Origin of the sequence: Agromyces bracchium (assembly GCF_009709675.1) — a bacterium.
Taxonomy (GTDB): Bacteria; Actinomycetota; Actinomycetes; order Actinomycetales; family Microbacteriaceae; genus Agromyces; species Agromyces bracchium.
The window spans coordinates 216,729-233,875 of the sequence record NZ_WMLB01000006.1 but is presented as its reverse complement, the minus strand read 5'-3'; the positions used below and the strand labels follow the sequence as shown (position 1 = coordinate 233,875).

Genomic DNA, 17,147 nt, shown 5'->3' with positions numbered 1-17,147 from the left:
TGGACAATAGGGGTTGCGCATGAGAATCCGGGGAGCGGGGCCGCGAGCGACCCCATCCCCCGGATTCTCATGTGCGCACGCCTGTGGATGACGAACCCTCGTGTCGGTGGCGTGGGACAGGATCGACCGCATGCCCGCAGTGCCGCCCGCCCCTCCCGTGCCGCCGCCCGCCCCCGACCTGCTCGAGTTCGACGCCGATCTCTCGGGCCCAGAGCTCGACCTCGAGCAGTGGATTCCGCACTACCTGCCGCAGTGGTCGAGCCGCGAACGCACGCGCGCCCGGTACGACGTGGCCGACGGCGTGCTGCGGCTGCGGGTCGACGCCGACCAGCCGGCGTGGTCGGTCGAGTACGACGGAACGACCCGGGTGTCGAACCTGCAGACCGCGGTGCGGTCGGGGCCCGTCGGCTCGGTCGCGGGCCAGCATCCGTTCCGCGACGACCTCGTGGTGCGAGAGGCGCAGGGCGACCGGAGGCTCTTCACCCCGCACTTCGGCCGCGTCGAGATCGTCGCCGCGATCGACGGCATCGACGAGCACGCCATGGCCGCCCTCTGGATGATCGGGCTCGAGGAGGAGCCGTCGCAGTCCGCCGAGATCTGCGTCTTCGAGATCTTCGGGCGCGACATCGCCGACGACGGCAGCGCGCTCGTCGGCATGGGAGTGCACCCGTTCAACGACCCGGCGATCACCGACGACTTCGAACAGGTGCGCGTGCACGACGACGTGCGTGAGCCGCACCGGTACGCGGTCGACTGGCGGCGGGATGAGGTGGTGTTCTCGATCGACGGGCTCGTGCGCAAGCGGGTCCGGCAGTCGCCGCAGTACCCGATGCAGCTCATGCTGAACGTCTACGCGTTCCCGCCCGAGCCGCCCGCGGTCGCCGCCTACCCGGAGTCGTTCGCGGTGCACGCGGTGCGGGGGTACCGCGCGGACTGAGGCCGCGCCGGCCCGGCCGGTCCCTTCACTCGTGCATGAAGATCCGAGGTTCGGCGCCGCGTGCAGTCGCGAGACCCGGATTCTCATGTGCGGTGCGGTGCGGTGCGGTGCGGGAAGTGGCCTGAGTGTCACGTCCGCGGTGTCCAGGGCCCCGCGATCACGCGCGGGCGACCTGCTGCAGCGCTCGCTCGATCTCGATCAGGGTCATGAAGCTGCGACGCATCTCGCGGGTCGACGCGAAGTTCAGCACGATGTCGGCGTCGTGCGCCGGGTCGTGGAAGACGTGCGTCGCGAGCACGCCGACGTGACCGGTCGGACGCGGGAGCCCGGCGAGGAACGGCGAGAACCCGCCGAAGCGGACCTGCATCATGCCCGCGCCGTAGCGGAGGCCCGGGCGGAAGCGGTTGCGCGGCTCGGCGAGGTGCGCGAGCGTCGCCGGCGCGACCAGGGTGCCGTCGTGCAGCGCGCGGCTGAACGCGAGCAGGTCGTCGGGCGTGCTCACGATGCCACCGCCGGCCCAGTCGCAGCTGAGGCTCGTGAAGCGACTCGCTTCGACGCGCCCGAGCCGGAGCGGCGCGATCGCCGTGCGCGGCGGCGCGGCGGCGGAGGTCGTGCTGCCGCGGCCGTCGGCCGGGTCGCCGTCGGCGGCGGATGTCGCGCGGTCGCGCTCGGGCACGGAATGGAAGAGGAGCGCGCTGTCGAGCATGCCCGCGGGCCGGAAGATGCGCTCGTGCAGGGCCTCGTGGAACGCCTGCCCGGTCGCCTCCTCGACGATTCGGCCGAGCAGCACGAACCCCGTGTCCGAGTAGCGGAAGCGCTCACCCGGGCGGCCGATCGGACGCTGCCGCTCGCGGCTGAACGCGAGCAGCTCGGCGGGCGACCAGAATCGGTCCGGGTCGTCGACGACGAGATCGCGCATCCGCGACCCGCTCGCGACCGGGCCGTCGAAGTAGTCGGCCACGCCCGCCGTGTGCGACAGTAACTGGTCGACGCTCGCTCCGCCCGCGGCATCCGTCGCCGGCGTCGTCTCGAAGAGGCCGGCGAGCTCGTCTCGGGGGAGCAGCTCGGCCACCGGAGTGGCGAAGGCGAGCGCCCGCCGCTCGACGAGCTGCGCGATGAGTGTCGCCGTGGCGAGCTTGCCGACGCTCGCGACGTGGAAGCGGGCGTCGGCGTCGCCGAAGCGGTAGTCGATGCCGAGCCCAGGCGCCCGGACGGCGACCTGAGGCGCTCCGAGTTCGCCGCGCCGTCGCGTCACGCGGTCGAGGTGCCGGTCCAGGCGTGTGGCGAACGAGTCCGCGGAAGTCATCTGCGAGAATCCTCTCGTCTCGAATCGTGATATCACGAGTAGTGATATCACGAGTAGGAATATACGACACCGACGTGCGGCCGACAAGGGGTGACGCGTGAACGGCGGATGTCGCGGAGGGAGTGCCGGTGGGCAACGTGATCCTCGGGCTGCTGATTCTGCTCGGCCCCCAGACGCTGTACTCGCTGAACACGCAGTTCCAGCGCGGGCCATCGCTCTTCTACCGGGCGAGCTTCGGCAGCCTGCAGAGCGCGCTTCGCGGTCTCGTCGCGTCGGGGTACGTGACCGTCGAGGGGGTCGTCGAGGGCGGCCGCAGCAAGAAGTTCCACACGATCACCGACGAGGGTGTCGCGGCGTTCCACGCCTGGATCCGCTCACCGCTCGCCGGCGGAGACCTCGAGGTCGCCGCGCTGAGTCGGCTGTTCCTGCTCGGCCTCGTGGACGACGCGGACGAGCGCCGCGACATCCTGGACCACATCACGTCGGAGGTCGAGCGCGAGCTCGCGCGTCTGGAGGAGTTCGCCGCCGCGCTCGACGAGCAGGCGCGGGCCGTGCCCGAGGAGTACCGCGAGGTGTTCCGCTACCAGCGCGCGACGCTCGACTACGGGCTCATGGCGCACCGCGCCGGGCTCGCCTGGTTCCGCGAGCTCGCCGCCGACGAGCGCTGACCGCGACGGTCAGGGGCGGGGGGCGTGCGCCTCGAGGAACTGGTAGACCTCGGTCTGGTCGACACCCGGGAAGGTGCCCGTGGGCAGCGCCGCGAGCAGCGAGGTCGGGGTTCGGGCGGCCGGCCACGAGGCATCCGCCCACTTGCCCGCCAGCTCGTCGGGGGCGCGTCGGCAGCACGACTCGTCAGGGCAGCGCGACACCGCACGATGCGGTGTCTCGCGGCCGCGGAACCACTTCACGTGCTCGAACGGGACGCCGACCGACACCGAGTACTCGCCCTCCTTGGCCTTCTCGATGCGCGACGTGCACCAGAACGTGCCCGACGTCGTGTCGGTGTACTGGTACCAGGGGCTGAAGCGGTCCTCGACGTCGAACACCGTGCGGGCCGTCCAGTTGCGGCACACCGTCGTACCCTCGACCGCGCCGAGCGCATCGGACGGGAATCGCACCGAGTCGTTCTCGTACGCCTTGATGATGGTGCCCGATTCGTGCACCTTCATGAAGTGCACGGGGATGTCGAGGCGCGCCGTCGCGAGGTTCGTGAACCGGTGGGCGGCCGTCTCGTACGAGACCGCGAAGTGGTCGCGCAGCTCCTCCATCGAGATGCGCCGCAGGTTCTTCGCCTCCGTCAGGTAGCGGACGGCCGCCTGCTCGGGCAGCAGGATCGCGGCGGTGAGGTAGTTCGTCTCGATGCGCTGACGGAGGAAGTCGCCGTAGTTGCCCGGCTCCTCGTGGCCGAGCAGGTGGCTCGCGAGCGCCTGCAGGATCGGCGAACGGGAGTCGCGAGAGGGCGACTGCTGGGTCGGCAGGTAGATGCGGCCGTTTCGCTTGTCGGTCACCGAGCGCGTCGAGTGCGGCAGGTCGCCGACGTAGTGCAGCGAGTAGCCGAGGTGGCTCGCCATGTCGGCGACGAGCTGGTGCGAGACCGGGCCGCCCGCGTGGCCGACGGCCTCGAGGAGCTCGGCCGCCTTCGCCTCGAGCTCGGGGTAGAAGTTGTCGCGCGCGCGCATCTCGGCGCGCAGCTGGGCGTTGGCCCGGCGGGCCTCCTCGGGCGTCGCGGCCCGCTCGCGGTGCAGGCGATCGATCTCGTTGTGCAGCGCGAGGATCGTCTCGAGCGTCTGGTCGCTCATGGTCTTCGCGACACGGAACGGCTCGAGGCCGAGCGCGGAGAACACCGGGCCGCGCTGCGCACGCTCGACGGCGATCTCGAGCGCGGCCCGTTCGGACGGGGCGTCCGGGCGCAGCAGCTCGTCGGCCGTCGTGCCGAGCGCGAGGGCGATGGTGCGGAGCATCGACAGCCGCGGTTCGCGCTTGCCGTTCTCGATCGCGCTCACCTGCGACGGTGCCCGGTCGATCGCCGCGGCGAGCTGTCCGAGGGTCATGCCGGCGGCGAGGCGGCGTTCGCGGATGCGGCGGCCGAGCGTCAGCGCGTCGACCTCGTCGGGCCCGGGCTCGGGCGCGGCGATGTACGCGGCCTGCGGGGTCGCGATGCGGGCTGGATCGGCGGTGACCATGCCTCATGCTCACATGCGCACCCGGATGGCGCAAACCGAAGACCTCCCGAAGTTCTGCCTGAGCATCGCATTCTTCGCGTTCTGGCCGATCCCAGCGGCAGGATGCTGCTGAAGAATACAGTGAATTCTGTCGGCGAGCTGTTCCGTGCGGAAACGGGACCGTCGGTCACGTGCGATCGGGACATCGGGACGACGAGCGTGGAGACATCGAATCCCACGGAGGGAGCCCGCCATGTCCACGCGAGCCGACGACCCCGTCATCCCGACCACGACGACACGGAGGCGATTCCAGCCCGCTCGGCTGATCGGCGCCGCGTTCCTCGTGTCCTTCGGTGCCGGGGTCGTCATCTTCTCGTTGCCGCCCTACGTGTACGAGGGCAGCAGCCTCGACGACTTCGCTGCCGCGCACGCCGACGACGTGCGGCTGAACCTCACGTCCCTTCTCGGCATGGTGCTGTTCCCGCTCGCCGGCATCCTCCTCGTCTGGGCCGCGGCGTTCCTGCGGCGGTCGGTCGACGTCGGGCGGGTCACGCCCTCGATCGGCGGGCAGGTCGGCGTCGTCGGCGCCGCCATCACGGCGGTCGGCGCCATCGTGGCCGGTGCGGCCTCGTCGGCCGGCGCGCACGTCGCAGCCGGCACGCTCGACGGGGGCTTCCCGCCGGCGCCGGAGGCCGGGTACGGCCTCGAGATGCTCGCGAGCCAGGTGTTCAATCCGGCGACGACCGGGCTGTCGGTGCTGATGGTGGCGTTCGGCGTGACGGCATGGCGGTCGCGACGACTCCCGCGATGGCTCGCGTGGGCTGGGTTCGTCATCGCTCCGCTCGTCCCGATCGCCTGGATGCTCGGCATGTTCCCGCTGCTGTTCGCGGTGGTCTGGGTCGCCGTCGCCACGGTGGTGGTGGATACTGAGCCTCAGGGGTGAGGCCTCGTCCGGCCGGGAGGCGTCGATGAGATGAGCGGGCTCCGGTCGCCCAGCACATGGGCGTGGGTCGTGAGCGCGACGGCGTTCGCGTCCGGCGCGGCCCTGGCCGTCCTCGTCGTCCTCGAGCGCGACGCCCTCCCCGTCGCGATCGTCGATCAGCTGCCGTACTACGTGGGCACTGCCGTGTTCGTCCCGTTCGTGGGCGTCCTCGCCGCCACCATCCTCCGGCGCCTGCCCCGACACCCGATCGGCTGGATCATCCTCGCCGCGGTCGGCAGCATCATCCTCGACACCGCGGCGAGGTGGATCGTGATCGAGGGGTGGTACCTCGAGCCCGGCAGCGTGCCCGGCGTCGAGATCGCCGCATGGTTCGCCGACTGGAACTGGTACCCGGCGATGATGGCGCTCCTCGCCTTCGTTCCGTTGCTCTTCCCGGACGGCCGGCCGCCGAGCCCGCGATGGCGGCCGGTCGTGGTCGTCCTCATCGTGTGGCTCGCCCTCGCGACGGCAGGGTACGCGCTGTATCCGTCCGACCCGGTGGACTTCACGGATGTCCCGCGGGCGATCGCATTCGAGTCCGCGTTCGCCCTGGCCGTGCTCATGGTGCTCTCCCCGGTCGCGATCGCGATCGGCTGGGCTGCGGTCCTCGTGCGGCGGCGGCGCGCTCGCGGCGACGAGCGCGAGCAGCTGCGCTGGATGCTGTGGGCGGCGGGGATCGCGGTCGTCGGATGGACCGCGCTGTTCGCCACGGGTGCCGCAGGGGTGCAGTGGGGGGACTGGTCGCCCGTCCTCGGGATCGTCATCGGATGGGGACCGCTCGCGGTGGTGCTCGTCGCGGTCACGATCGCGATCGTGAAGTACCGGCTGTACGACATCGACCTCGTGATCAACCGGACGCTCGTCTACGGCGCGCTCACGCTCGGCGCCATCGCCGTGTACGGCGCCGTCGTCCTCGCCGTGGGGTCCGTCGCACCCGGCTCCGCCGACTGGCGCGTCTCGGTGCTCGTCGTGCTCGTGGTGGCGATCGCGGCGTATCCGCTGCGCGAGTGGCTCCAACGCGTCGTGAACCGACTCATGTACGGCGACCGCGACGACCCGGCTCGCGCGATGTCGCGACTGGCCCGGCAGGTCTCCGACACCGCGGTCGCGGAGGAACTGCTGCCCGCCGTGGCCGCGGGCGTCGGCGAAGCCCTCCGGGTGCCGTACGTCGCGGTCGTCCCCGTGGGCTCGGCACGGCCGATCGCGGCGTACGGCACGCGGACGCCCGACCCGCAGGAGTTCGAGCTCGTGCACCAGGGGGAGTCGATCGGCACCCTCGAGGTCGGCCGTCGCAGCCGGGGCGAGGCGTTCTCCGCCGCCGACCGCCGCGTGCTGGAGGACCTCGCGCGCCAGGTCGCCGGGACCGTCCGGGCGGTGCAACTCGCCGAGGACCTCCAGGCGTCGCGCGAGCAGCTCGTGCTCGCGCGCGAGGAGGAGCGCCGCCGCCTCAGGCGAGACATCCACGACGGCGTCGGGTCGGCGCTCGCCGCGCTCGCACTCCAAGCGGGCAACCTCCGGCGGTCGCTCCCGGCCGACACGGTCGACGGGAGCGACACGGAGGAACGCGTGGTGCGGCTCGAGGGCGGCATCCGCGACGCGGTGCTCGACATCCGCCGGATCGTCGACGACCTGCGACCGCCAGCGCTCGACGACCTCGGGCTCGCCGGCGCCGTGCGCGAGCGTGCCGACTCGCTCCTGCCCGGGCGGACGACGCTCGACGTCCGCACGCGCGGGGCGGTGCTGCCGGCGGCGCTCGAGGTCGCCGCGTACCGGATCGCGACCGAGGCGATGACCAACGCGGCGCGGCACAGCGGTGCCTCCTCGGTCGCGGTGCGCGTCGTGGCCGCGGACGGCGCGCTGCGCGTCGAGGTCGCTGACGACGGCGACGGGATGGCCGACGCGACGGCCGGGGGGATGGGCCTCAAGTCCATGGGCGAGCGCGCCCGCGAACTCGGCGGGTCGTGCGAAGTCGCACCGAGGCCGGGCGGCGGGACCATCGTCCGCGCCGCGCTGCCGATCCCGCCCGACGCGGAGGAGGGACCGGGATGACCGAGGAGCGGCTCCGCGTGCTCGTCGTGGACGACCACCCGGTCTATCGGGAGGGGCTCGTCGGCGTCTTCGCCGAGGCGCCCGCGCTCGAGGTCGTGGGCGCCGCCGCGGACGGACCCGAGGCCGTGCGGGAGGCGGAGCGGTTGCAGCCCGACGTCGTGCTCATGGACGTGAACCTTCCCACCCTGAGCGGGATCGAGGCGACACGCGCGATCGTGCGGGTGAGCCCGCACATGGCGGTGCTCGTCCTCACGATGATCGAGGACCAGGACGCGGTCTTCGCCGCGATGCGGGCGGGCGCGCGGGGGTACCTGCTGAAGGGCGCGACGCCCGAGGAGATCGTGCGGGCGACCCGGGCCGTGGCTGCGGGCGACGCCGTGTTCGGTTCGGGCATCGCGGGCCGGGTGCTCGCCTACTTCTCCGCGGAGCGGCCGGGCGGCCCGGCGGCCGAGGCGTTCCCAACGCTGACCGCACGCGAGCGGGAGGTCCTGGACCTGATCGCGTCGGGGGCCCGCAACCAGGAGATCGCGCGCGAACTCTACGTGAGCCCGAAGACGGTGCGGAACCACATCTCCAACATCTTCACCAAGCTCCACGTCGCCGACCGCGACGAGGCCATCGCGCTCGCGCGCGACGCCGGAGTCGGTCGCGACGTCGCGCCGTGACCGGGTCGATCAGAAGTTGCTGGGAGCCCGTGCACCGACCGATCGGGCCGTGGCAGGCTGTACCGGGTCCGCCGCCGCCGCGGAATCGAACAGAGGACCCGAACATGACCCTGCGCACCACCACCGCGCTCGCCGTCCCGGCGATCGCGATGCTCCTGCTCGCCGGCTGCACCGGAGGGCCCGGCGGCGGGACGGCCCCGTCCGAATCGGCCGGAACGTCGGCCGGCTCCGACCAGACGGTCGACGAGGCGTGCACGGAACTCCGCACCGGTCTCGACGAGCTCTCCGCGGTGGACGGGACCGCGCTCCAGAGCGACCTCGTCAACGACCCCGAGGCGGCGATCGCCACGATGGACGAGGTCGAGTCCGCGATCGTCGCAGCGACCACCGCAGTCACGAATCCGGAGCTCGAGCCGTCGGCCGAGGAGGCCGCGGACGCGGCGACGTCGTTCTTCGACCAGGCCCGCGCTGCGGCACAGGACCCGACGACGGCCGACCCGGTCACCCTGCAGGCCGGACTCAGCACCCTCGCCTCGGCGGTCGGCGAACTCCAGGCGGCCTGCGAGGGCTGAGGTCGCCGCGGGTTCGACATGACTATCGTCGTGCCATGCACCTCGTCGACGCGTGGCCGCTCTTCGGCCTGACCCTGCGCACGCCCCGGCTGGAACTCCGCCTCGTGCGCGACGACGACCTCGACGCGCTCGCCGACGCAGCGCTCAGCGGCATCCACGACCCCGCGGTCATGCCGTTCGCGTTCCCGTGGACGGACCAGGCACCGGACGTGATCAGTCGCGAGCTCGCACGACACGTCTGGCGCGAGCGCGTCGGCACGACTCCGGACGACTGGACGCTGCTGTTCGCGGTGATCGAGGACGGCGTCCCGGTCGGCGTCCAGGACGTGCGCGCGACGCGGTTCGCCACGCTCCGCACCGTGTCGACGGGCTCGTGGCTCACTGCATCGCGCCAAGGCGTCGGCCTGGGCATCGAGATGCGCGCGGCCGTCCTCGCGTTCTGCTTCGACCACCTCGGCGCCGAGGTCGCCGAGTCGGGAGCGATCGACTGGAACGCGGCCTCACTCGGGGTCTCGCGCCGCCTCGGCTACGTCGAGAACGGCGAGAAGCGCGTCGTCTCCCGGGCAAAGCACGTCGAGCGCGAGGTGCTGCTGCGGCTCGAGCGCGATCGCTTCGTCCGCCCGGACTGGACCCTCGAGGTCGACGGCTTCGACGACGCCGTGCGAGCGCAACTCGGCGCCTGACGAAGCGGGACCGGCGCTCAGGCCGCGCGCACCGCCCCCGCGTCATCCGCCGCGTACACGCGCTCACCCTCGACGAACGTCTGCTCGACGCGCGTCGCGCCGATCTCCGACGCCGGGCCCGCGAAGGGATCGCGATCGAGCACCACGAGGTCGGCGTACTTGCCCACCTGGATCGTTCCGGTGACGTCGTCGAGGTGGTTCACCCACGCCGAGCCGGCGGTGTACGCCGTGAGCGAGGTCGCGAGGTCGATGGCCTGCTCGGGCAGGAACGCCTCGTAGTCGCCCTCGGCGTACGCGGGCGCCGATTTCCGGTTGACCGCCGTGTGGATGGCGGCGAGCGGGTCGGGCGTCGAGACCGACCAGTCGCTGCCCGCCGCGAGCACCGCGCCCGAGCGGAGCAGGTCGCCGAACGGGTACTGCCAGGCGCTGCGCGGGTCGCCGAGGAAGGGGAGCGTCAGCTCGACCATCTGCGGCTCGAGCGCCGCCCAGAGCGACTGCATGTTCGCGGCGACGCCGAGCTCGCGGAACCGCGGGATGTCCTCGGGGTGCACGACCTGGATGTGCGCGATGTGGTGGCGGTGGTCGCTTCGCCCGTTCGCGGCGATGGTGTGCTCGACGGCGTCGAGGCACTCGCGCACCGCGCGGTCGCCGATGGCGTGGAAGTGCAGCTGGAAGCCGAGTCGGTCGAGTTCGGCGGCGGCGGGGTTCAGCACGGCGGGGTCGACGAACGAGATGCCCGAGTTGTCGGTGAAGTGCCCGTGGCCGTCGCAGTAGGGCTCCAGCATCGAGGCCGTGAAGTTCTCGGCGACGCCGTCCTGCATGATCTTGATGCTCGTCGCGGCGAACCGGCCGGCGCGGTACGCGTCGCGCTTGGCGACGAGGTCGGGGATCTGCTCGATCCCGCGCGTGCGGTCCCACCAGATCGCGCCGACGACCCGGCCGGTGAGCTTGCCCGCGTTCGCGGCCGCGACGTACGCGGGCCCGGGGTCGCCCGCGTCGCCGTAGGTGCCGACGATCGCGTCCTGCCAGGCGGTCACGCCGTACGAGTGCAGGTACTGCTGGCCGAGCAGCACGGCCTCGGTGAGCGTCTCGAGGCTCGTCTCGGGGAGCAGGCGGTTCACGAGCGACATCGCGCCCTCGTGGAGCGTGCCGCTGGGGTTGCCGTCGGCGTCGCGCTCGATCCGGCCGTCGGCGGGGTCGGGGGTGTCGCGGTCGATGCCGGCGAGTCGCAGCGCGGCCGAGTTCACCCACGCGCCGTGCCCGTCGCGGTTGGGCAGGAACGCCGGGCGATCGGGCACGACCCGGTCGAGCGCCGCGGCGGTCGGCGTTCCGCCGGGGAACGCCGACATGGACCATCCGCCGCCAAGCACCCACTCGTCGTCGCGGTGCGCGGCCGAGTACTGGGCGATGCGCGACAGGTACTCATCCTGCGTCGACAGTTCGGCGAGGTCGCACCGCATGAGGTCGAGGCCGCCCCAGACCGGGTGGACGTGCGCGTCCTGGAAGCCGGGCACGAGCAGCCGCCCGCGCAGGTCGACGACCTCCGTCGACGAGCCGACCAGGTCGCGGACGTCGTCGTCCGATCCGACCGCGACGATGCGACCACCGCGCACGGCGACCGCGCTCGCGCGCGACCGGACCGCGTCGGCCGTGAAGACGGGACCACCGGTGAAGACGAGGTCGGCGTGGGTCATGGGAGGGGTCCTTTCGTGTGTGCGGGGTCTCGATACGGCCTGCGGCCTACTCGACCACCGAAGACGGGCGGATGCCGCGCGGCCGCGGCGTTCGGGTCGGACCGCGGCCGCGCGGAGCTTCAGCCGCCCGACATCGTGCGGGCGATCTGCGTCGCCGAGTCGCCGGCGCGCTTCAGCACGACCGCGACGAGGGCGAGCGCCGCGAGCGTGAGCAGCAGCATCACGGTCGAGACCGCCGCGATCTCGGGGCGGAGGCCGCCGCGCAGCGCGCTCAGCACGTACACGGGCCACGGCGTGGAGCCCGAGACCTGCACGAACGCCGCGACGACGGTGTTGTCGAGGCTCAGCGTGAACGACAGCAGCAGGCCGGCGAGCACGGCGGGCATCGCGAGCGGCAGCGTCACGCGACGGAAGGTCGTGAACGGCCGGGCGTAGAGGTCGGCCGAGGCTTCCTCGAGCTGTGCGTCGAGCCCGACGAGCCGGGCCCGCACGATGTAGGTCACGACGGCGGTCGAGAACAGCGAGTGGCCGACGACGAGTCGCACGGTGCCGTCGTTGAAGATCGACAGCCCCGCATCCTGGCCGAGGAACACGAGCCACGGCAGCAGCGCCACGGCGTCGACGATCTCGGGCGTGACCGACACGAGCAGCAGCAGCCCGATGAACCACAGCGCCCACTTGCCGGGCTTTCGCGCGAGCGCGATGCCGGCCAGCGTGCCGAGCAGTGTCGCGAGCACCGCCGCGATCGCACCGGTCCGCAGCGACACCGCGACCGCGTCCCGCACCGCGGGCTTCTCCCAGAGCGCCCGGTACGGCTCGAAGCCGAACTCGTTCCACGCGATGAGCAGGCGCCCGTTGTTGAACGAGTACACGAGGATCACGATGATCGGCGCGAACAGGAACAGGAAGACGAGCACGCTCCACACCGTCAGCCCGGTGTCGACGGGCGAGCGTCGCGCGCGGCGCGCGACCGGTGCGTCGGGCGTGCGGGCGGCGGATGCCTCGGCGGCGCCGGGCGCGGCATCCGTCATGGTCGTCTCGGGTGCGGTGGTGGTCATGCCGAGGCCTCCAGGACGACGCGGTTGCGGGCGCGGAAGGGCAGCGAGACGAGCCACAGCAGGAGCCCGATCGCGGCCGCCGAGACCATGATCACGAGGATGAGCAGCACGGCCATCGCCGAGCCGAGCGCCCAGTTCTGCGCGGCCTGGAACTGGCTCGCCACGAGCTGGCCGACCATGTTGCCCTGCGCGCCGCCGAGCACGGTCGCCGTGATGTAGTCGCCCATGAGCGGGATGTAGACGAGCAGCAGGCCGACGATGATGCCGGGCCGCGCGAGCGGGAAGGTCACGCGGAGGAACGTGCCCACGCGGTTCGCGCCGAGGTCCTTCGACGCCTCGCGGAGCGCCGGTCCGACGCGGTCGAACGCGACGAACAGCGGCAGGATCATGAGCGGCAGGTAGTTGTAGACCACGCCGATGAGCACCGCCGCCCTCGTGTAGAGGATCTCGAGCGGGCCGTCGGTGATGCCGACGGTCTGCAGCAGCTGCGACATCCACCCCTCGGGGGCGAGGATGATCTGCCAGCCGATGGTGCGCACGAGGAAGTTGGTCCAGTACGGCACCATCACGAGCGCGATGAGGAGGCCCCGGCGGTTCGCGGGCGCCTTCACCGCCATCCAGTAGGCCACCGGAAGGCCGATGGCCAGGCACAGCAGGGTGCCCGCGATGCCGACCCACAGGGTGTTCATGAACACCTCGAAGAAGGTCGGCGAGAGGGCCTCGGCGTACCGGTCGAACGACAGCACGTCGGTCGCGTGGGTGCCGAAGATGCCCGGCTTGTAGCCGAAGCTGAAGTACAGCACAGCACCGACCGGTACGACGAAGAAGGTGACGAGCCACGCCCACGCGGGGATCGCGAGGGCGAAGCCCGGCAGGCGGAGACTACGCACCGGCGGCGGCCTTCGCCTTGTTCCAGATGTCGACGTTGCGCTGCTGGGCCTCGTTGACCTCGCCGTCGTTCATGGTCGCGATCTGCTCCTCGGTGAAGAAGACCAGGTCGAGCATCTCGAGGCCGGCCTCGTTCGCGGCATCCTCGATGCCCGCGGCGCCCGTGTGGTAGCCGATGTAGTCGACCTGGAGGAGCTGGTTCTCGGGGACCATCGTCCAGTCGATGAACGCGTGCGCGGCCTCGGGGTGCGGAGCGCCGACCGGGATCGCCCAGTTGTCCATCCAGAGCTCGGTCGCGGGGGAGCCGAGCACCCACTGCCAGCGGTCGGGGTCGGGCGACTCGAGGATGCCGATGCGGGCATCGCCGTTCCAGGCCTGCATGAGCACCTGCGTGGCCTGCGGGATCGCCTGGCCGCCCGGGTAGGAGTCGAACGCCGAGATGTGGGGTGCGAGGGTGTTCACGATGAAGTCCTCGCACGCGGCGATCTCGGCCTCGTCGGTGGTGTTCCAGTCGATGCCGTTCGCCCAGTAGTAGAGGCCCGTGACCTCGGCGGGGTCGTCGAGCACGCTCGTCTTGCCGCTCGCCTCGTTCTGCGCGGCGTCGAGGAAGTCGTTCCAGTCCTTCAGCTCACGCGTGATGACGGTCTTGTCGTAGACGAAGCCCGTCGTGCCCCACGCCTTGCAGATCGAGTACTCGTTCTCGGGGTCCCAGCTGCGGCCGAGGAAGGCCGGGTCCATGTGCTCGATGTTCGGCAGCAGGTCCTTGTTCAGCTTCTGGATGATGCCGTTCTCGATCATCTGCGGGATGAACGCGCCCGTCGGCACGATGATGTCGTACCCCGACGTGCCCTTCGCGGCGACGAGCTTGGAGATGAGCTCCTCGTTCGAGCCGTACGAGTCGAAGGTGACCTTCGGGCCGAAGTCCGCCGTGAACGACGACACGACGTCGGGCGAGTCGTAGTCGCCCCAGGTGTAGATGCTGAGCGAGCCCTCGAGCTCGCCGCCGGTGGCGACGGGCGCCGATGACGTGCCGCCGCCGGGCGACGAGCAGGCGGCGAGGAACGCGGTGCCGCCCATGGCGGCGGCGAAGCTCAGGAACCGGCGGCGGTCGATCGCGCGCTGGAGGATCGGCACCTGCTCGGTGCTCGCGAGGATCCGGATGGGGGTGGACTTCTCGGCCATGTCGCTCCTTGGGGGTCGGGCGGATTGCTGGGTTCGGTGGTGCGTCGGGGCGGTGCGGGGTACGGCTGTTCGGCGCGCGGGGTTGGGCTGCGGCTCCGGCGTCAGTGCGTCGGCGGCGCGACGTAGCCGCCCGCGGCGGCCGCGTCGTCGGAGGGGAAGACCTGCACGCTCGCGTCGCTCCACGAGCACGAGACGGCCGAACTGACCGCGAGGTCGGGGGCCTCCGGCGTGGGGCGGCGGGCGATGAGGCTCTGGTCGTCGCCGAGGCGCACGAGGTACTGCATGGTCTCGCCGAGGTGCGAGACGCCGAGCAGGGTGCCCTGCACGCGGTTCGCGCCGGTCGCCGGGGCGCCGGCCGCGGCATCCGCCTCGATGCGCACGAACTCGGGGCGCACCGCGGCCTGCACCGACGTGCCGTCGGCGATCGGTGCGAGACGGTCCGAGCGGATGCCTCGCACGAGGCCGTGCACGGACTCCACCGCCGAACCGCCCTCGACGGCGGTCCCGTGGAAGAAGTTCTGCTGGCCGACGAACGCGGCGACGTACGCCGAGGTCGGGCGGGCGTAGATCGTGTCGGCGTCGGCGAGCTGCTCGATGCGGCCGTCGCGCATGATCGCGATGCGGTCGCTCATCGAGAGGGCCTCGCCCTGGTCGTGCGTGACGAAGACGAACGTGATGCCGAGCCGCGACTGGAGCAGCTTCAGCTCGAGCTGCATCTCCTCGCGGAGTTGCCGGTCGAGCGCGCCGAGCGGCTCGTCGAGGAGGAGCACCGAGGGACGGTTGACGAGTGCGCGGGCGAGCGCGACGCGCTGCTGCTGGCCGCCGGAGAGCTGCGTGGGCTTGCGATCGGCGAAGCGGCGCATCTGCACGAGGTCGAGCGCCTCGGAGGCCCGCTGGCGGACCTCGGCCTTCGGCGTGCGGCGCTGCTGGAGGCCGTAGGCGACGTTCTCGGCGACGGTCATGTGCGGGAAGAGCGCGTACGCCTGGAAGACGGTGTTGACGTCGCGGCGGTAGGGCGGCGCCCCCAGGACGGATCGTCCGGAGATGCGGATGTCGCCCGCGTCGGGCTGCTCGAAGCCGGCGATCATGCGCAGCGTCGTGGTCTTGCCGCAGCCCGACGGGCCGAGCAGCGAGATGAACTCGCCCGGCTGGATCGTGAGCGACAGGCCGTCGACCGCGATCGCGTCGCCGTAGCGCTTCATGACCTGCTGGAGTTCCACGGATCCGGAGGCGGCATCCCGCTCGTCGGTGGGGGAGACGGTCCTCGCCTCGGTCGCTGTCGTCACCTGTGGGCACCTCCGGTTCACTGACGCCGCGTCGCGTCCGGCCATTCAAACCCCTGTTGCACGCCTGTGCAATGGACACGTGGATAACCGGACGAACCATCGGCCGACGGCGGTTCCCGCGACAGATCGTCCGGCCGATCGTCACGCGGGTGAAACGGCGAGCCCCGGTTCGTCATACGGGCGAAACGCGGCGACGAGGCATCCGCTCGCCGCTGCCCGGGCCGATGCGGGATGCGGCCCGGCCATGCCCTACGCGAACCCGAACAGCGGCGGGAACGCCACCACGACCACCGCGGACCAGGCGACGTAAACCGGGAGGTAGGCGGTCTGCCAGCGCTCGAGCCGCAGGAACGGCGTGCGCCCACGGAGGAATCCGAGGTGCAGCCAGGCGGCCCACGCGAGGTTCGCCAGCAGGATCAGGTTCAGCCCGAGCGAGGCGGTCTTGTTCGCACTGAAGCCGAACTCGCCGGTTCGGCCGACCATCGCGACGAGCACCACGAGGTCCACGATGAGCGCGCCCACGAGCATGACGAACTGGATCCGCTCGAACCAGCCGGCCGGCTGCATCGGGTCTCGCGACGAGTACGAGTAGACGAGCAGCGCCAGCACGACGACGAGCACGAGGTCGAACGCGATGAGGAGCTCCCGATCCGCGTCCACGACGTTCCACTGCAGCGCCGCGGCGACGACGAGGGCGATGACCACGATCGCGAACAGGGGCGTGAACACCTTCGTCAGGACGGGTGCGATGTTCTCGATCACGCGCTGCTTCGCCTCGACGAGCCACGCCGCGACGAGGACCGCACCCGGGATCGCGCACGGCAGCACCCACTGGTCGAAGAACCACGCCACCTCGACGTCGATCGTCGAGAACACGCCGATGGTCAGGGCGGAGAGCCCGCCGCCGACGAGCGCGATGAGCAGGTAGTAGACCGCCCACTCGCCGCTGAATCGGACGAAGTCCATGCGCGCGTCGCTGCTCCGCCAGTCGCCGGCGGCGTAGGCGACGCCGGTGACGAGCCAGAGCGCGACGGCGGCGTGGACGGCCGCCAGCAGCTCGGTCATCGACGGCTCGGTCGCGAACGCGGCGGTGCCCGCGCCCGGGCCGAACGGGTAGGCGTTCAGCACCACGGCCGCGAGCGCGAAGGCCCCGGCGATGCCGGCGAGCGCGCCGATCGGCGGACGGTGCCGCCACGCGAACCAAGCTGCCAGGAACGGCAGCACGAGGATCGCGGCGTTGCGGAGGAAGAACGTGGGGTCGACGCCGACGAGGTCGGCGACCTTGACCGCGAGGCCCGCGCCGACGCCGAGTCCGAGCGCGACCGCGAGGCCGTTCGCGCGGCGGAGGAACGAGGTCGGTGCGCCCGACGCGTCGCGGTCGCCGGATGCCGCGGAGCGGCCGTCTCCGTTCGCGCCGTCGTCGAGCACGAGCTGCTTCCAGAGCCGCTCGGAGTGCACCCGCGCGTACTCGCGCGAGAGCTCGTCGACCGCGCCGAGGCGCTTCACCGCGACGAGGAAGGCCTCGTCGTCGTGGAGGCCCGCGGCGCGGAGCGAGTCCACGCGGTCGAGCAGGTGCCCTTCGAGTTCGTCGATGTCCTGCGCGCTGAGCGCGTCGCGCCGTTCGAGCCACTCGCGCCAGGATGCGACGAGGCGGTCGAGCTCACGGCGATCGTCGATCGTCAT

At 71.7% G+C, this 17,147-nt stretch carries 15 protein-coding genes; 7 read left to right on the top strand and 8 right to left on the bottom strand.

Features of this window, described 5'->3' with window-relative positions; translation table 11 throughout:
* The first annotated feature begins 130 nt into the window (after window positions 1–130).
* Window positions 131–937 carry a glycoside hydrolase family 16 protein gene (locus tag GJ743_RS02310; protein ID WP_155050295.1) on the top strand — a complete coding sequence of 269 codons (807 nt, stop codon included), beginning with the start codon at window positions 131–133 and terminating at the stop codon, window positions 935–937.
* A gap of 157 nt (window positions 938–1,094) precedes the next feature.
* On the opposite strand, the gene GJ743_RS02305 is transcribed toward GJ743_RS02310, so the two are convergent.
* Entirely contained in the window at window positions 1,095–2,243 is a 1,149-nt protein-coding gene (locus GJ743_RS02305; RefSeq protein ID WP_196216882.1) for a serine hydrolase domain-containing protein, read from the bottom strand.
* A gap of 128 nt (window positions 2,244–2,371) precedes the next feature.
* On the opposite strand from GJ743_RS02305, the gene GJ743_RS02300 reads away from it, so the two are divergent.
* On the top strand, window positions 2,372–2,911 hold the full coding sequence (locus GJ743_RS02300) for a PadR family transcriptional regulator (RefSeq protein WP_155050293.1): 540 nt from the start codon (window positions 2,372–2,374) through the stop codon (window positions 2,909–2,911).
* 9 nt (window positions 2,912–2,920) lie between these two features.
* Here the strand turns inward: GJ743_RS02300 and GJ743_RS02295 are convergent, their stop codons facing one another.
* Complete coding sequence (locus GJ743_RS02295) at window positions 2,921–4,426, bottom strand: helix-turn-helix transcriptional regulator (RefSeq protein ID WP_155050292.1); 1,506 nt, start codon at window positions 4,424–4,426, stop codon at window positions 2,921–2,923.
* A gap of 232 nt (window positions 4,427–4,658) precedes the next feature.
* On the opposite strand from GJ743_RS02295, the gene GJ743_RS02290 reads away from it, so the two are divergent.
* From GJ743_RS02290 to GJ743_RS02270, 5 genes are all read left to right on the top strand, one after another.
* The gene (locus tag GJ743_RS02290; protein WP_155050291.1) at window positions 4,659–5,348 is read left to right on the top strand and encodes a hypothetical protein; all 690 of its coding nucleotides are present in this window, start codon (window positions 4,659–4,661) and stop codon (window positions 5,346–5,348) included.
* A 30-nt stretch (window positions 5,349–5,378) separates the two neighbouring features.
* Entirely contained in the window at window positions 5,379–7,436 is a 2,058-nt protein-coding gene (locus GJ743_RS02285) for a sensor histidine kinase (RefSeq protein WP_155050290.1), read from the top strand.
* The gene (locus GJ743_RS02280) at window positions 7,433–8,101 is read left to right on the top strand and encodes a response regulator (protein WP_155050289.1); all 669 of its coding nucleotides are present in this window, start codon (window positions 7,433–7,435) and stop codon (window positions 8,099–8,101) included. The genes GJ743_RS02285 and GJ743_RS02280 overlap by 4 nt, the downstream gene beginning before the upstream one ends.
* A 104-nt stretch (window positions 8,102–8,205) precedes the next feature.
* The gene (locus tag GJ743_RS02275; protein ID WP_155050288.1) at window positions 8,206–8,673 is read left to right on the top strand and encodes a hypothetical protein; all 468 of its coding nucleotides are present in this window, start codon (window positions 8,206–8,208) and stop codon (window positions 8,671–8,673) included.
* 35 nt (window positions 8,674–8,708) lie between these two features.
* Window positions 8,709–9,356, top strand: a complete 648-nt coding sequence (locus GJ743_RS02270; protein WP_155050287.1) for a GNAT family N-acetyltransferase — start codon at window positions 8,709–8,711, stop codon at window positions 9,354–9,356.
* A 17-nt stretch (window positions 9,357–9,373) separates the two neighbouring features.
* On the opposite strand, the gene GJ743_RS02265 is transcribed toward GJ743_RS02270, so the two are convergent.
* From GJ743_RS02265 to GJ743_RS02240, 6 genes are all read right to left on the bottom strand, one after another.
* The gene (locus GJ743_RS02265) at window positions 9,374–11,050 is read right to left on the bottom strand and encodes an amidohydrolase (protein ID WP_155050286.1); all 1,677 of its coding nucleotides are present in this window, start codon (window positions 11,048–11,050) and stop codon (window positions 9,374–9,376) included.
* A gap of 119 nt (window positions 11,051–11,169) precedes the next feature.
* Window positions 11,170–12,108 carry an ABC transporter permease gene (locus GJ743_RS02260; RefSeq protein WP_230386275.1) on the bottom strand — a complete coding sequence of 313 codons (939 nt, stop codon included), beginning with the start codon at window positions 12,106–12,108 and terminating at the stop codon, window positions 11,170–11,172.
* On the bottom strand, window positions 12,105–12,998 hold the full coding sequence (locus tag GJ743_RS02255; protein WP_328288705.1) for an ABC transporter permease: 894 nt from the start codon (window positions 12,996–12,998) through the stop codon (window positions 12,105–12,107). The genes GJ743_RS02260 and GJ743_RS02255 overlap by 4 nt, the downstream gene beginning before the upstream one ends.
* Window positions 12,991–14,178, bottom strand: coding sequence for a polyamine ABC transporter substrate-binding protein (locus GJ743_RS02250; RefSeq protein WP_155050285.1), 1,188 nt, complete (start codon window positions 14,176–14,178; stop codon window positions 12,991–12,993). The genes GJ743_RS02255 and GJ743_RS02250 overlap by 8 nt, the downstream gene beginning before the upstream one ends.
* A gap of 101 nt (window positions 14,179–14,279) precedes the next feature.
* Window positions 14,280–15,464 (bottom strand): ABC transporter ATP-binding protein, encoded by a 1,185-nt coding sequence (locus GJ743_RS02245; protein ID WP_328288704.1) that lies wholly within the window; start codon window positions 15,462–15,464, stop codon window positions 14,280–14,282.
* A 249-nt stretch (window positions 15,465–15,713) separates the two neighbouring features.
* Window positions 15,714–17,147: a permease prefix domain 1-containing protein gene (locus GJ743_RS02240; protein ID WP_155050283.1), complete on the bottom strand. Its 1,434-nt coding sequence runs from the start codon at window positions 17,145–17,147 to the stop codon at window positions 15,714–15,716.

Coding starts and splice junctions, on each gene's coding strand:
- GJ743_RS02310 (WP_155050295.1), top strand. CDS start 131: ATGCCCGCAGTGCCGCCCGCCCCTCCCGTGCCGCCGCCCGCCCCCGAC.
- GJ743_RS02305 (WP_196216882.1), bottom strand. CDS start 2,243: ATGACTTCCGCGGACTCGTTCGCCACACGCCTGGACCGGCACCTCGAC.
- GJ743_RS02295 (WP_155050292.1), bottom strand. CDS start 4,426: ATGGTCACCGCCGATCCAGCCCGCATCGCGACCCCGCAGGCCGCGTAC.
- GJ743_RS02290 (WP_155050291.1), top strand. CDS start 4,659: ATGTCCACGCGAGCCGACGACCCCGTCATCCCGACCACGACGACACGG.
- GJ743_RS02285 (WP_155050290.1), top strand. CDS start 5,379: ATGAGCGGGCTCCGGTCGCCCAGCACATGGGCGTGGGTCGTGAGCGCG.
- GJ743_RS02280 (WP_155050289.1), top strand. CDS start 7,433: ATGACCGAGGAGCGGCTCCGCGTGCTCGTCGTGGACGACCACCCGGTC.
- GJ743_RS02275 (WP_155050288.1), top strand. CDS start 8,206: ATGACCCTGCGCACCACCACCGCGCTCGCCGTCCCGGCGATCGCGATG.
- GJ743_RS02270 (WP_155050287.1), top strand. CDS start 8,709: ATGCACCTCGTCGACGCGTGGCCGCTCTTCGGCCTGACCCTGCGCACG.
- GJ743_RS02265 (WP_155050286.1), bottom strand. CDS start 11,050: ATGACCCACGCCGACCTCGTCTTCACCGGTGGTCCCGTCTTCACGGCC.
- GJ743_RS02260 (WP_230386275.1), bottom strand. CDS start 12,108: ATGACCACCACCGCACCCGAGACGACCATGACGGATGCCGCGCCCGGC.
- GJ743_RS02250 (WP_155050285.1), bottom strand. CDS start 14,178: ATGGCCGAGAAGTCCACCCCCATCCGGATCCTCGCGAGCACCGAGCAG.
- GJ743_RS02240 (WP_155050283.1), bottom strand. CDS start 17,147: ATGACGATCGACGATCGCCGTGAGCTCGACCGCCTCGTCGCATCCTGG.